12 protein-coding genes are annotated in these 14,282 nt (G+C 45.5%); 11 read left to right on the top strand and 1 reads right to left on the bottom strand.

Going from position 1 to position 14,282, the window contains the following annotated elements; genetic code table 11:
• Positions 1 to 59: 59 nt before the first annotated feature.
• From R7041_RS16330 to R7041_RS16375, 10 genes are all read left to right on the top strand, one after another.
• Positions 60 to 1,055 carry a TRAP transporter substrate-binding protein gene (locus tag R7041_RS16330; RefSeq protein WP_005374744.1) on the top strand — a complete coding sequence of 332 codons (996 nt, stop codon included), beginning with the start codon at positions 60 to 62 and terminating at the stop codon, positions 1,053 to 1,055.
• 58 nt (positions 1,056 to 1,113) lie between these two features.
• Complete coding sequence (locus R7041_RS16335) at positions 1,114 to 1,677, top strand: TRAP transporter small permease (protein ID WP_025768663.1); 564 nt, start codon at positions 1,114 to 1,116, stop codon at positions 1,675 to 1,677.
• Positions 1,674 to 2,954: a TRAP transporter large permease gene (locus tag R7041_RS16340; protein ID WP_064369574.1), complete on the top strand. Its 1,281-nt coding sequence runs from the start codon at positions 1,674 to 1,676 to the stop codon at positions 2,952 to 2,954. The genes R7041_RS16335 and R7041_RS16340 overlap by 4 nt, the downstream gene beginning before the upstream one ends.
• Before the next feature lie 523 nt (positions 2,955 to 3,477).
• Positions 3,478 to 4,452: an ester cyclase gene (locus tag R7041_RS16345; RefSeq protein ID WP_064369573.1), complete on the top strand. Its 975-nt coding sequence runs from the start codon at positions 3,478 to 3,480 to the stop codon at positions 4,450 to 4,452.
• A gap of 49 nt (positions 4,453 to 4,501) precedes the next feature.
• Complete coding sequence (locus R7041_RS16350) at positions 4,502 to 5,497, top strand: ester cyclase (protein ID WP_017634491.1); 996 nt, start codon at positions 4,502 to 4,504, stop codon at positions 5,495 to 5,497.
• Entirely contained in the window at positions 5,490 to 7,223 is a 1,734-nt protein-coding gene (locus R7041_RS16355; RefSeq protein ID WP_005374733.1) for a sodium:solute symporter family transporter, read from the top strand. Before R7041_RS16350 ends, R7041_RS16355 begins: the two co-directional genes overlap by 8 nt.
• Positions 7,224 to 7,440: 217 nt before the next feature.
• The gene (locus R7041_RS16360; RefSeq protein WP_017820101.1) at positions 7,441 to 8,448 is read left to right on the top strand and encodes a LacI family DNA-binding transcriptional regulator; all 1,008 of its coding nucleotides are present in this window, start codon (positions 7,441 to 7,443) and stop codon (positions 8,446 to 8,448) included.
• A 146-nt stretch (positions 8,449 to 8,594) separates the two neighbouring features.
• On the top strand, positions 8,595 to 9,239 hold the full coding sequence (locus R7041_RS16365) for a recombinase family protein (RefSeq protein ID WP_054576561.1): 645 nt from the start codon (positions 8,595 to 8,597) through the stop codon (positions 9,237 to 9,239).
• Positions 9,236 to 10,420, top strand: coding sequence for a multidrug effflux MFS transporter (locus R7041_RS16370; RefSeq protein ID WP_054576560.1), 1,185 nt, complete (start codon positions 9,236 to 9,238; stop codon positions 10,418 to 10,420). Before R7041_RS16365 ends, R7041_RS16370 begins: the two co-directional genes overlap by 4 nt.
• Positions 10,421 to 10,497: 77 nt before the next feature.
• Positions 10,498 to 11,142, top strand: a complete 645-nt coding sequence (locus R7041_RS16375; protein WP_149191699.1) for an START domain-containing protein — start codon at positions 10,498 to 10,500, stop codon at positions 11,140 to 11,142.
• Positions 11,143 to 11,222: 80 nt separating this feature from the next.
• On the opposite strand, the gene R7041_RS16380 is transcribed toward R7041_RS16375, so the two are convergent.
• Positions 11,223 to 12,977 (bottom strand): hypothetical protein, encoded by a 1,755-nt coding sequence (locus R7041_RS16380; RefSeq protein WP_206949172.1) that lies wholly within the window; start codon positions 12,975 to 12,977, stop codon positions 11,223 to 11,225.
• A gap of 427 nt (positions 12,978 to 13,404) precedes the next feature.
• Between R7041_RS16380 and R7041_RS16385 the strand changes: the two genes are divergently transcribed.
• On the top strand, positions 13,405 to 14,282 hold an 878-nt coding region (locus tag R7041_RS16385; protein ID WP_318128661.1), incomplete at its 3' end, for a M23 family metallopeptidase.

The following is a 14,282-nucleotide window of genomic DNA, read 5'->3' on the forward strand; positions in this document are numbered from 1 at the left end:
AGTTGTGTGACTTGCCGACGAATACCAATGGCAGGTCATACCAGAAACAAGGAAGAACGATGAAGAAAGTAATCCTTACTTCACTTACCGCACTGGGGCTTGCATTTAGCAGTATGAATACGTTTGCAACCAGTGTTATTCGTCTTGCTCATGACAGTCAAGAAACCTCTCCCGTACACAAAGCAATGCTCTATTTCGAACAAGAAGTGGAAGCTCGCTCAAACGGTGAGATAGAAGTTGAAATCTATCCGGCGAGACAACTAGGCGATGTGCGTGAGACGACTGAACTCGTACAGCAAGGCAACTTACAAATGACGTTTGGTGCGTCAGTTTTACTCTCTCCCTACGTCCCAGAGTTTAACGTGCTCGACGTGTTCTACCTTTTTGATAGCGAAGAGCAAGCACACAAAGCGCTCGACAGTGAGAAGATCGGACAACCATTGTTGAATGCTATGGAATCAAAAGGCTTTCATGGACTTGGCTTTATGGAGGTCGGCTTTCGTAGCGTGACCAACAACAAACAGCCAATTGATAGTATTGAGGACCTGAAAGGGCTAAAGATTCGCTCGGCATCTAACCCCACTCAAATAAGCGCGTGGAAATCTATTGGTACTGCGCCAACACCTCTGTCTTGGGGAGAAATTTTCACCTCGTTACAACAAGGCCTGATTAACGCTCAAGAAAGTGCTATCTACTCTATTTATGCCGAACGTTTTTACGAGGCACAAAAGTACCTCTCTTTAACTAACCATATATACACCAACTACGTGTTGTTCATGAACAAATCGTTTTGGGATTCACTGCCGGCCGCACAACAAGCGCTGATCAGTGAAGTAAGCAAAGAAACCATCGCAAAACAGCGTGAGCTCGCCGCGCAGCAAAACCAAGAAGTAATCAAAGAGCTCGAAGCAAAAGGCATGACGGTTAACATCGTCCCAGACGAGGTACGCAGCATCATGAAAGAGAAAATGAATGCGGCCGTGTACCAGGACTTGCGCAGTAAAACGGGTAAAGACTTGTTTGACAACGTGATGGCCGAGATAGAACGCCTATAACTCCCACTCTTTTGCACGATCTGGCAACAGGTCGTGCTTTCTCGTTTTGGAGGTGAACATGAAGTGGTTTCGCTTACTAGACAAATACCTAGAACCAACCCTTATCGTTATCGCGATCTCAACGATGACAACTTTACTGTGCTTGCAAATCGCCCTACGCCTGTTCGATGCAACGATCGCGTGGGCTGAAGAGCTGGCTCGTTATTTATTCGTATGGGCGATGTACCTGAGCATCAGCTACTGTATCCGAGATGATCGACACATCCGCATTCGTGTGTTCATCGATAAACTTCCGGGCAATTGGACGCAATTCAGTTTGATTGTCTCTGATCTTATCTACCTTGCCTTTAGTGCAACTGTCGCCTGGTTTGGATTTAAGGTTATAAACCGCAGCCTGCAACTCGGTCAGATTGCACCCGCAATGGAAATTCCTATTGCGTGTTTGTATGCCTCTGTTTTAGTTTGCGCACTATTAAGCTGCGCGCGCCTAGTGACAAGCATTTATCAACGTGTGAACGCGTGCTCCACCAGCAATGAACGAGTTCGCTTTTCTCGCCAACGCTATCGCCATATCAAAGCAAAGTATCGTACTTCTAACCGACTATTGGAGTTTAACGCATGACGTCTGCACTTTTGTTTGGCAGCTTTGGTCTGCTTCTGCTCATTGGCGTTCCGGTCGGTATTGCTCTGGCGGCAGCCAGTATGGTCGCGATACTCAGTCTGCCGTTTCTTAACATCGAGTTTTTAGTCCAAGGAATGGTAACAGGGCTCGACTCTTTCCCTCTCCTCGCCGTCGTTCTATTTACCTTGGCAGGTAACCTTATGAGCCAAGGAGGGATCTCAAAACGATTATTACACGTGGCGGAGGTCTTCTTTGGCCACTTTACTGGTGGGCTTGGCATCGTCGCCATTGTGGCGTGCATGTTCTTCGCTTCCATCTCTGGTACGGGGTCTGCCACTGTTGCCGCTATCGGCCTGACGATGATTCCATCTATGGTGAAGAAAGGCTACGACCGCAGCTTTGCCGGTGCCTTGATAGCCTCTTCCGGCGGAATTGGCGTCATTATTCCACCCTCTGTGGTGATGATCGTCTACGCGATCACAGCTGAAGTCTCGGTAACTAAAATGTTCATGGCAGGCATCATTCCTGGCTTGGTCGTCGGTATGGTATTGATCGGCTATTGTCTAATTGTCTCAAAAATACGGGGCTACACAGGTAACGAACGCAAAGCCACTTGGTCAGAGCGTCTTGATGCTCTAAAAGAAGCCAGTTGGGCAATGCTACTACCCGTAATCATTCTCGGCGGTATCTATTCCGGTATCTTCACGCCTACCGAATCCGCAGCGATTGGCGTGCTCTATGGCTTATTCTTTGGCATGTTTGTTTATAAAGAGCTCAAACCAGCGCAAGTTGTGAAAATCATTCTAGAGTCGTCACTGTTAGTTGGCGCAGTGCTCGTCATTGTGGGTGCGTCCGTGACGTTTGGCCGCATATTGACCCTAGAACGTCTACCGACCGAGATCGCTCAGTTCATTCTATCGATTACCGAAAACAAACTGCTGATACTGCTTTGCATCAATGTCCTGTTGTTGCTCGTCGGTACCTTTATGGAAACGCTGGCGGCCATTGTTATTCTCACGCCAATTCTGCTGCCCATAACGTCAGCACTCGGCATGGACCCCGTTCATTTTGGTATCGTGATGATCGTGAACTTGGCCATTGGCTTTGTTACGCCTCCTCTGGGTGCCAACCTGTTTATGGCAAGTCAGGTAGGCAAAGTACCGATAGAGTCGCTCTCTAAAGCCATCATGGGTTGGATTGGTGCAATGATAGTGGCGTTGATGTTGATTACCTTCATCCCTGCCATCTCGCTATCGTTGCCTGCGCTTTTATCCTGATCGTTGCACTCATAGAGCGCTTATGACTGTTATAGCCACTAGATAAACACCTTTCTAGTGGCTTATTCGTTATCTACTTCCGATTTAATAAAAAAGCCTTTAAGCATTCGTATGCAAAAGGAAAATTTGAAAGATATAAGGATAATTGACACCAAAATAGCTGAATATTAGCGATAAAGTCCATTTGGGTGCCTTGATCTGCATGATTATCAGTTTTGGCTTAATCATTTGGTTACATTCAAACAGAGCAAGAAAATTAAGCGATTAAAAAACAATAATATATTAGAAAATTCATACAAAAAACTTTGACCTCCTTTCTTATTAACACGTCTCGATAAGAGATTGCTTCCATCTCACCTGTACTTTTTTAGTTTGTTTTCTGCTCAATTGTTAAAAACCTGATCATCAGCACGCTATTTAAACAATCGAAAAACAATCCATTGACAAAATGGCAACATGATATATTTTGAATACGTAATCAAAACATAATTCAAACATAATTATTCAATTACGGAGGTGATTTATGGCCATGGTTGGCTTCGATGAAAAGTGGCGTGATTTTCCCGACTACATTCTTGGTATCACAAAAGAGATTTGGGAAGACCGAGGTTTAAACACCTTAGAACACTACTACTCTCCCGACATTGTTGTGCGTACTCCACTCTCTATCGTTCAAGGAAACGAAGGGGTGATCAGTGCAACAATGGCGACACTGGCCGAGTTTCCCGATCGCACGCTATATGGCGAAGACGTCATTTGGTCAGGCACCCCGGAACAAGGCATGCTTTCTTCTCATCGAATCATCTCTACTGCAACACACAGTGGCAACGGCTTCTACGGGCAAGCCTCGAACCGCAAACTTCGTTTCCGCATTATCGCGGATTGCCACGCTATCAATAACCAAATCAATGACGAATGGTTGATTCGCGATCAAGCCGATATCGCGAAACAACTGGGCATGACGTCAGAAGAGTTTGCACGCCAACAAATCGAATTTGAAGGTGGCGTGGAATCAAGCCCATTTCCGTTCACACCTGAAGTCGACATTCCTGGACCTTATTTGGGCGTAGGCAACGACAACGAATATGGTCAGCGCTATGAAGCAATTCTCAGAAGCCTTATGAATGCCGAGTTCTCTATAGTACCGAAAGAGTACGACCGCGCTTGCATCGGCGAATACACTGGCGGTCAAACTGCCCTATCACACTCGGAAGTCGATCATTTTTGGATGGCACTTCGTGCGTCTTTCCCAAATGCTCAATTTACCGTTCACCATCGTATTGGCCGAGATGACGACATGATGTCACCACGCGCGGCAATTCGATGGTCTTTGCACGGTAAGCATGAGGGATATGGGATGTTTGGTAAGCCTTCAGGAAAAGAGGTTTACATCATGGGGATCAGCCACGCTGAGTTTGGCCCTTGGGGTCTTCGTCGCGAATTCACTTTGTTTGACGAGACCGCAATCTGGAAGCAAATCCTGCTTCAGCAAGGCTAACGGCTGACTAAACACTATTTATTAAAATCACAGACAGTAAGGAAGCAACATGTCACTCAACATCATCGAACAGTTCTACCAGAACTACTTCAAAGCCGCAGACATCGAGCAAAAACAGGCCGCTCTGCAAACTTTGAACCCTGACGTAAAATGGTGCGTGGCGCACCCTGTGAACGATCTTAATGGCCCAGATGCAACCCACGAATCTTTCCTCTCACCACTTGTTAATGCTTTGCCTGACGCCGAGCGCCGACCAATAATTGTTATGCACGGCGAATACGAAGGCCGCACTTGGTACAACTCTACCGGCTACTTTATCGGTACATTTGAACAACCACTGTTTGGCATCCCAGCAACAGGGAAAACACTCTACTTGCGTTACACCGAAATGGTGTGTGTGGAGAACGACCAAATCACCGAATCTTACATGATCCCAGACTTCATCGACGCGATGAATCAAGCAGGCTGCAACCCTCTTCGTAAAAGCTTAGGTCACGATGGCTTGGTTCCTTCTCCTGCAACTTCTAACGGTATTCAACAATCTGTTGTGTCTTTGGAAGAAAGTGAAAAGAGCGCCCAGCTGGTTGAAGATATGCTGTCTTGCTTGGGTCGTTTTGATGGCAAAGATCTTTTCTCGATGGATCTTGAAAACTACTGGCACAATGACTTCATGTGGTACGGCCCTGCTGGTATTGGTACTACGCGCGGTATCAAAGGTTTCCGTAACCACCATCAAGCGCCATTTGTGTTTGCGTTCCCAGATCGAAGTGTCGATATTGAGGTCAATTTTTTGGCCAAAAATGACTACGTATCCACAGGTGGTTGGCCACATATGCATGGTACTCACACTGGTCACAGTGGCTGGCTCGGTCTTGCCCCAACCGGAAAACACATCGAACTTCGCGTTATGGACATTTGGCGACGCGAAGGCGATTTACTGAAGGAAAACTGGGTGGCGATCGACATCGTTCATATCCTGCTGCAACTTGGCTATGACGTGTTTGCACAAATGAAAGAACAGTTAGAAGGACCTAATTATGCATGAGTTTGGCGCACTTAACTGGAGCATCCTTGGGGGATACATCGCCCTAACGCTAGTACTGGGTGCGGTGATTGGTAAGCGAGTCACTTCAGCTAGCCAATTCGCTTTGGGTGATAAGAGCATCCCTTGGTGGGCGATCGGTATTTCTGTCGTTTGTACTTACGTGAGTGCCATGTCTTTCCTTGGCGGGCCAGCTTGGTCTTACAAAGAAGGCCTGTCGGTTATCGCGATTCACCTCAATTATCCGCTGGTGATCTTCTTCATCGTGGCTGTGTTTATGCCGTTTTTCTACAACAACGGTTTAACCTCCATCTACGAGTATCAAGAACGACGCTTCGGTAAGGCTTCACGACTGACTTTGTCGTTTATCTTCCTTATCAAACAAGCATTGAGCTCGGCAGCCGTACTCTACGCGACAGCAATGATTTTAGAGTTCATTACTGGTATCGACGTGATGTACTGCATCATGATCGTCACTGCAATTGCCCTTATCTACACCGTAATGGGCGGTATCGCGGCTGTCATTTGGACCGATGTGATTCAAGCAGTAATCTTATTTATTGGCGCATTCATCATCATTGAAGCCGTTTGGAATGGCATGCCTGCTCCAATGACGGAGGTCATGGCAGAACTCAAAGCGAAAGGAATGACCGATGCCCTACAAACAAGTTTTGACCTAAGCCAAGTAACGACTGTATGGGCCGGCGTTATCGCAATGACGATGTTCCACACCACCGTGTATGGCGGTAACCAGATGATGGTACAACGTTGTATGGCCGCGAAAAACATGGGCGATGCGAAAAAGGCAATGTTGATGATGGGCTACGTGGCCTTCTTTATTTACTTTGTCTTTATCTTGCTTGGCGTCCTGTTCAACGCTTATTACGACGGTAAAGAGTTTGAAAACGGCAACACCATCATTCTTCATTATGCGAGTGAATATGGAATGCCAGGCTTGATGGGCATCATTGCCGCTGCGATTCTGGCGGCAAGTATGTCGAGTCTCGATTCCGCATTTAACTCAATGGCGACCGTTTCTGTGGCTGACTTTTACAAACGCTTCTACAAGCAAAACGAGTCGGAAGAGCATTACTTAAAGGTATCGCGTTTCTTCACGGTGGCGTGGGCGATTTTGGTCATCATTCCAGCGATCATGTTTGCCACCAGCACAGGCTCGGTACTGGAAGTGCTGAGTAAGGCAGGCTCTTACTTTGTCGGTGCGAGCTTCTGTATGTTCGTCCTTGGTTTCTACTCAAAACACATTACGGAAAAAGGCTTGTTAATTGGCGTTGCTGCTAGCTTCTTGGTGATCTGGTATGTAGCCGTTGCGACCGATATTGCGTGGCCTTGGTATTGCGTGATTGGCGTCCTTGTGAATGCCGTTGTCGCTTACATTGCTAGCCTTCTCCTGACGGGTAAACAAGATGAAATGCATCTTTACACAGTGAAAGGCCAGCAAGCGGAATATGCTCGTCTAAATAAACCAATCAAGGAAGATGGTTGGTATGTCGTTCCCGGCAAAATCGATGCTCCATGTTATGGCTTACTAGTGATGTTTGTATTCTCGATCGTGATGCTTTGGGGGATCAACGCGTTTACCGACAACGCTCCTATGCTGATTAACTTTATGCGTGGCTGCTCTATTCTTGTCGCTACCGCTTGCATCGGATACATGGGGTATTCACTCCTCTCCCCGAAACGTAAAGTTGCAGTCAAACAAGCAAATTAATGTTCTTTACGTAGATACTGTACGTCCAACAAACGGACAGTATCTACGCTCTAGATCTAGTGCTAGCTCAAAGCAAATCGAATGGGTTAACCCACATTTTGCTTTTTAACACTCCAAAGCCATTATTCTACTTAGGATACCCCGTCAGAACATTTATGAATACGTACCTATTTATGCTAGTCTTATGACCTCAATTACTGGCAACTAAGTTTTATTCATGAAATCAATTAAACACGTAGTCACATCAAAAGATGTGGCAAAGATGGCAGGCGTCTCTCAATCTACTGTATCGCGCGTGTTTGTTCCGGGTAGCTCAGTATCCGAAAAGACCAAGCAAAAAGTCTTTGAAGCGGCTAAAGCCCTTAACTACCGCCCTAACGCCTTTGCACGTAGCCTGACCACAAACGAATCGAAATTGATAGGTTTGGTGTTTCCTGATGCGGATTACCCTATCCATATGAAAACACTGCAGTTAATTTCCAGTGAGTTACAGAAAAAAGGTTATTCTGCCGTATTGATTCCATGGCAAGTGGATGAAGAAGAGGGCCACTCAATCCCAAATATCTTCCAGTATCGCGTCGATGGTGTCATTGCTGCTTCCGCAACCTTCAATAAGTCCCTTTATGAAGAATGTGAAGAGTTTAATATCCCAATTGTTCAATACGCACGAGTTGTTGAAGGTACTAGGAGTAGCTACGTTATCAGTGACAACTACGAAGCAGGCCAACAAGCCGCGCAACTTCTGCACAAAAGTGGCGTGAAGAACGCGGTTTATTTGACGGGAGAAGTGCCAACCTTTACGAATGACGAACGCCAAAGCGGCTTCTGCTCTGAATTTGAAGACCTAACCGGCAAGACGCCACGCATCATTGAAGCCAGCTATGACTACGCGAGCTCACTTGATAAAGTCCGTGCCATACTGGCAGACAAAAATCGGCCTGAAGCAGTGTTCTGTGCAACCGATAACCTTGCGATGGCGGTCATGGATATCGCCCGTATAGAATGCGGGTTGAGGATTCCTCAGGACTTACAAGTCATTGGTTTTGATAATATTCCTCAGACAGAATGGTTAAGCTATCAATTAACCACGTTCCGCCAGGATTTCCGTCGCCTCGCTCGCGAGTGCGTGAAGATCATTGTTGATCAAATTAATACGAAAAACGGCAGCCTAGTAAAAATGATGGTGCCAGTGAAGTTAATCGAGCGCCAGACAACAAAAGCTTAAATAGCTATAGCCAGCCATTCGGTTGGCTTTTTTATTTGCCTCTGACTCCCAAACGGCTCATTTAGTGTTGTAAGCATTAATGAACCCATGTATATTTATGAGCTATTACACTATATGAACCAAACAAAAAAAGGCTCATAATCCTTATGACCACGTATCTTTACACTCGTTATTCGCCAAAAAATCGAGCTTACCAAGAGCACCTTAATACTCTAAAAGCTTTTGCTCCCGAAGCTCAGCATTTTGAGGATAAGGTTCGTGGTTGCATGCCTCCAACCGAGAGAGAGGCATTCTTACAACTGCTCGATTCCGTCAGAACTGGGGATACGATTGTGCTCTGGTGGCTGACCGCATTTGGTCGCGACTTTAGTCAAGCATTGAACACAATAAAAATGCTACTCGATAAAGGGGTAACATTGAAAACCGTATGTGAATCACTAACTTTTGAGCCAGGTTCTGTTCAAACTCAAACACTACTCACAGTGTTATCTGGATATGGGAAAGTGCAGACTGAACATCGCCTGTTTGCCGCAGAGCAAGGGCGACAGGCCATTAAAGAGCAGCCAGAATTATGGAAACAGAAGTTTCGCGGCCGCCCCGCAAACAAAACCAAACACCAACAGATCGCAACGTTGCTGCTAGAAGGCTACACATTGCAAAACGTAGCAGAGCAATGCGAAGTCAGTCTATCGACTGTGAAGCGGGTCAAAGCAAAGCTAAATGAAGTGGATGACGAAGGCGGCTTAAGATCACGACGCCAAAAAGGTTGTTTGAATGGAGACCAGTCATGAGTCGCCCAATCAACTCTCATACTATACTACTCGCCTGTCTTATTATTAGCGTTGGCCAGTTGAGCATGGGGCTAGTCATGCCCTCTTTGCCATGGATAGCAAAAGACTTTTCCATCTCCCTCGACCAAGCTCAACTACTTGTGAGTATTTATTTGCTCGGCTTTGGCCCCTCTCAATTTATCTACGGGCCAGTGTCAGATGCTTTAGGACGAAAAAGAGTATTACTTACCGGTTTACTCATCGCGATGTCTGGTCTGCTGATGATTATTTTCTTCAGTGACACATTTACAGGGATGGTGATGGGGCGCTTTTTACAAGGGTTAGGTACAGGATGCTGCGCGGTACTCGCGAGGGCGTCGACTCGAGATAGATTTAGCGGGGATGAACTCCCAGTGGCAATGTCTTACATCGCCATGGCGGCTTCAATCACGCCACTTATTGCACCTGTGATTGGCGGCTTTATCAACTTCCACTTCGGTTGGAGTATGGTGTTTATTTCTCTATTGGGCTATGTCTCGCTGGCCTGGGTAATCATCGCCTTTAAGTTCACAGAAACCATCACAAAACGTTCTGTCATTCCGTCACCCCGAAAAATGTTACTCCAATACAAGAGCTTACTTACGTCTCGTTACTTTATGAGTTTCGCCAGTATCAGTTGGTTAAACTTCAGCTTAATGATTACGACAGTCTCTGTGATGCCATTTATCATGCAAGATCAAATTGGCATGACCTCCGCTCAATACGCGATATGGGCGCTCATTCCCGCTTTGGGTATGTTATGTGGTACCACGATTTGTAACCGAGTAAGGCCAATTATTGGCAATAAAAAAATGCTGCTTTGCACCCCATTTCTTCACCTCGCTGCCGCAATATGGTTATTTTTCTGCCCTGTTGAGCCTCTATTTCTGATGCTAGGACAGCTATTAATGATCTTGGGTAATGGTATTGCCCTACCTTGTGCACAAGCGATGGTAATGCAACCTTATAAAAAGCAAGCAGGTGCCGCAGCGGCAATGTCTGGTGGTGGACAAATGGTCGTCTCCTCATTGGTCAGCTTAACTCTGGTGCAGCTTGGATTGAGTCAAGCATGGCATCTAGCGATCGTTATCGTAATATTTGCATCGCTTACCTTCACCAACATTCAACGTGGCTTTAGTGCAGAGCAACCTTCAGAACAATAACAACAAACATACTATTGTCCTTATAGCTACAACAAATCGTATAAATTTAAATTTAGGAAAAGTTGGCGGATACTAACATGATGTTGCATTTAAGAATGGGCGCCGTAACACTCGCCACATTGATATCCGCTGGTACTGATGCGAGCGCCAACGAGAACTGGCAGTTCGAGAGTGACAAGAATGGAATCACAATTTACTCCCGAGAACATAGTGACGGTTTAGTTGAGATCCGTGCCCGGATGTTCACACCCACCAGCTATGGTGCATTTTTAACGCTACTGGAAGACAGTGACAACATCCCGAACTGGATTGACAATGCCAGTCATAGCCGGGTTTTAAATCAGATATCGGCCACCGAGAACATCGTTTACACCCAGTTTAAAGCACCATGGCCTGCCAAAAATCGGGATATGGTCACCTACTCAAAGTACTGGGTCGATGAGCTGGGATTCACCATAGAAATCAAAAGCGCACCTGACTCATATCTTGCTGAACAAAATGGTTATGTTCGAATTCGCTCGGTTGATGCGACTTGGGAGTTACAAAAACTCACAAACGATACAACACTCGTGGAATACAAGGCGTTTGCTGATCCCGGAGGTCTATTGCCAAACTGGCTGATCAACAAACTTTCAAAAGAAAGTGCATGGGCGACATTTGGTAACTTAAGAAAAGAGTTACCTGAATATCAGCAATACTCTCATCCTCAAATAGATGAGTAAGCGTCGCTCTTCCCACTCGCTTTTTAATGCGGTACATAATAACAAAAGGCGGCATATGCCGCCTTTTTCTACTCAATGTGTTACTGTTGTGCAACCGTTACAGGTTTAGTTGCACCACGGTAATCAAACTCAAAACCAATACCTTGGTCTGTCACGTCCATCGTCATACCACCAACAAGCTCGCCTTGTAAGCTTTTGACAACATCATCCGGAACCGGCTCCCCAGTGATTGACGACGCACTCTCTAACACTTCCAAAATACGCTCTGAATCAAAATCAAAGCTGAACAAGCCATTTGGAGAAAGTGATTGCGCCATCACTTCTTTGCTTGCTTCCGCAGCACTATCACCACTGTAAAGGGTGAAATGGTTTTCGTTTAGACGAGCAAACACGTCCACCTTCATGCCAGTATGCATTTCTAATAGGTCACTGACATTAACAGGTTGGTTATCCGGTTGAATTTGCAATTGAGCAAGTTCAGGAACGAACATTTGCGCAGTTTGAATAAGCATCATTGGATCATTGGCAGAAAGAGACAACATACCATCTAGCTGGCTAAATACTTCACCATGCTGAGCATTAGTATCTACTTTGATATCAAACATTTGCAGGCTTAAGCCTTTGAGGCCGTTAACCATGCCTGACCCCATGCTTACAGCGGCTGCTGGATTCTGGCCGCCCATCTCTTGCTGCATTTGTGTCAATAAAGAGCATTGATATTGAGGCTGGGTCAAGTCAGCCCAAATCTGACCAATCGATGGCGCTAGCGTATTAATGTCTAAACCAAGCGCCATACTAAAGAAACTCTTATCACTTTTAGACTCTGCCAATACACCACGAATCGACTTGAGCGCATCTAGAATCACTTTATTGTTGGACTCAACAACAAAAGAACCTTTAATGAACGCCTGATCGCCTTTCATCTTGTATTCTGCAAACGCGACGGACTGAGGCCAGTTTTCTGCAACTTGAGTAAGCTCAGTATGGCAGGCTGGTGAACGCATTTCCTCAATAGTTGGTTCAGGATCTATTGCATCCAACGTGCTGATTTGACGAGCAAACATATTGCCATCTTTCGTCGTCAAACCTTTAATCACTTCGCGATGATCAAAGTAACCAAAAGAGTTGTTGTTTTCACCGTATTTGGCTTGCAACGCCTCAAGGCGTCCACTGTCAGCAATATTTTGACTTGGTGCTTCAAGCCCTAATGCCATTTTAATCGGGTTTTGAACGCCCAGTTGCGGAACATCAACCGTTAACGTAAGCACGTTATCAACCACGGCTACAACCAAGCCAATACCGTCCTGCGGGTCAATTGAATCAGTCATCTCGTAACGACGATACTCGACTTCACCAAGCTTAACCAACTCATGCTTAGCGCCGCTCATCTGCTCTTCATGATCCAGTGTTTTCCATAACGCGGCAGGGTCTTCAATATCCACTTTGTACACCGGTACCATACCAATTGTGTACAACACAGGATTAATGTTTTCCCCGGTGCCCAAATAAGCTTTTAATGTTTCTGGCGACGCAGCACTCTCTAGGTATCCATCGAATAAGTTAACTGCAAACTGCTGTTGTGGAGACAGTGGTTCATCGGCAAAAAGTTCTGCAATCGAGCCTTGATTCGCCGTACCGAATGCGTTCATGTATTTATAATGGTTAAAAGGTTCAGTCTGATACGTCACCATAAGTGAATCTGCAGGAACTTGCGTTAACAGTGAGCCTGCATCTCTCGCGGTAGTATTGTTTTGGTACAGGTAGCCAGCGCCCCCTGCTGCTGCGACCACTGCTGTAGCCAATAGTAGTTTTTTCACGACCAACTCCGTTGTCATAGTTATGTGTTCCTAAACGAAATGTAACGCTTAGGTTTAAAGCCAATGAATAGTGCTTTATATCAACCGCTATCATAAACAAGTTATCGATGTAATGAATGTCGGTTTGATAAATTATCCAACATTTATAAGGCAAACCGTGAAGTAAGTTGAATTGCGTGCGGATGCTATTGGCAATATTCACAATCCAATTTCTCGGATAACCGCCTTAAAAATCATAATATTCAGTTAAATGAAGCGATTTGGAGTAATTACGACCAAAATCAGCAGAATATTAAATCTTTATTGAGTCTTTTATCTAATATCTGAAAACGCCTCACGACCTGACACTTCTTTCCAATTTGCCTCTGGCAGTCCCTACTCGTTTTCCTTACATTCCTACTAACTCAGTGACGAGACGTATACCAAATACGAGCAATAGAAGACGATGAAAGACCAGTTGACGATCTCTATATCAACTATCAATGGCTCAAGACATTGGTACTTCAGTAAAAGGATGCAACGCAACATAAAAACGTTTTTCGTTTTTTTTGTTGTTGCTCTGGCCGCGACCGTAATCTTAATTCATCACTTGTACACTCGCGTTGATAATGCAGCGTTAAAACAAGCTGAATTGACAGAGCATTCACGCACCATGGGTGAAGAGCTCAGCACACTGAAAACACTTAAATCAGAGCTAGAAAATGACCTTTCAGAACGGGAAGAACGGGTACAACTTGTTTCGGAACGTTTGGGTGAATTAGAGAAAGTGCTTGGGGTTGGAGAACATACCTCGACAAATAACTTGGATGCTAGGCTCGATGCAGCGGCGATAACCTCAAACGTTCGCATGGTGTTATTAAACCAAATACCAAGTGGCTCTCCAGTCGGCAACGTACGGCTATCTTCCGGATTCGGTAAGCGTATCCATCCGGTGACAAAAGTTGCCAAAATGCATCGTGGGCTCGATTTTGCCGTAAATATCGGTACCAAAATTTATGCCCCTGCCGATGGGGTAGTGGAAGTTACCCGCCGCAGTAATAAAGGCTCTGGTAACTTCCTCAGGCTACAACATTCTTTCGGTTTTTCGAGTTCTTATTCGCACTTGAAAGCGTTCAAAGTAAAAAGTGGTCAGTTCGTCAAAAAAGGGCAGCTGATTGCAATTTCCGGCAACAGTGGGCTCTCTTCTGGCCCTCACCTGCATTACGAGGTGCGATTTGTTGGGCGAGCACTGAATCCGAAACCATTTGTCGATTGGAGCCTTAATGATTTCGAAGACATTTTTACTAAGGAGCGAAGAATACGATGGGAATCTTTAATCAAAAC

It is taken from the genome of Vibrio sp. 1751, from assembly GCF_033339895.1.
GTDB lineage: Bacteria > Pseudomonadota > Gammaproteobacteria > Enterobacterales > Vibrionaceae > Vibrio > Vibrio alginolyticus.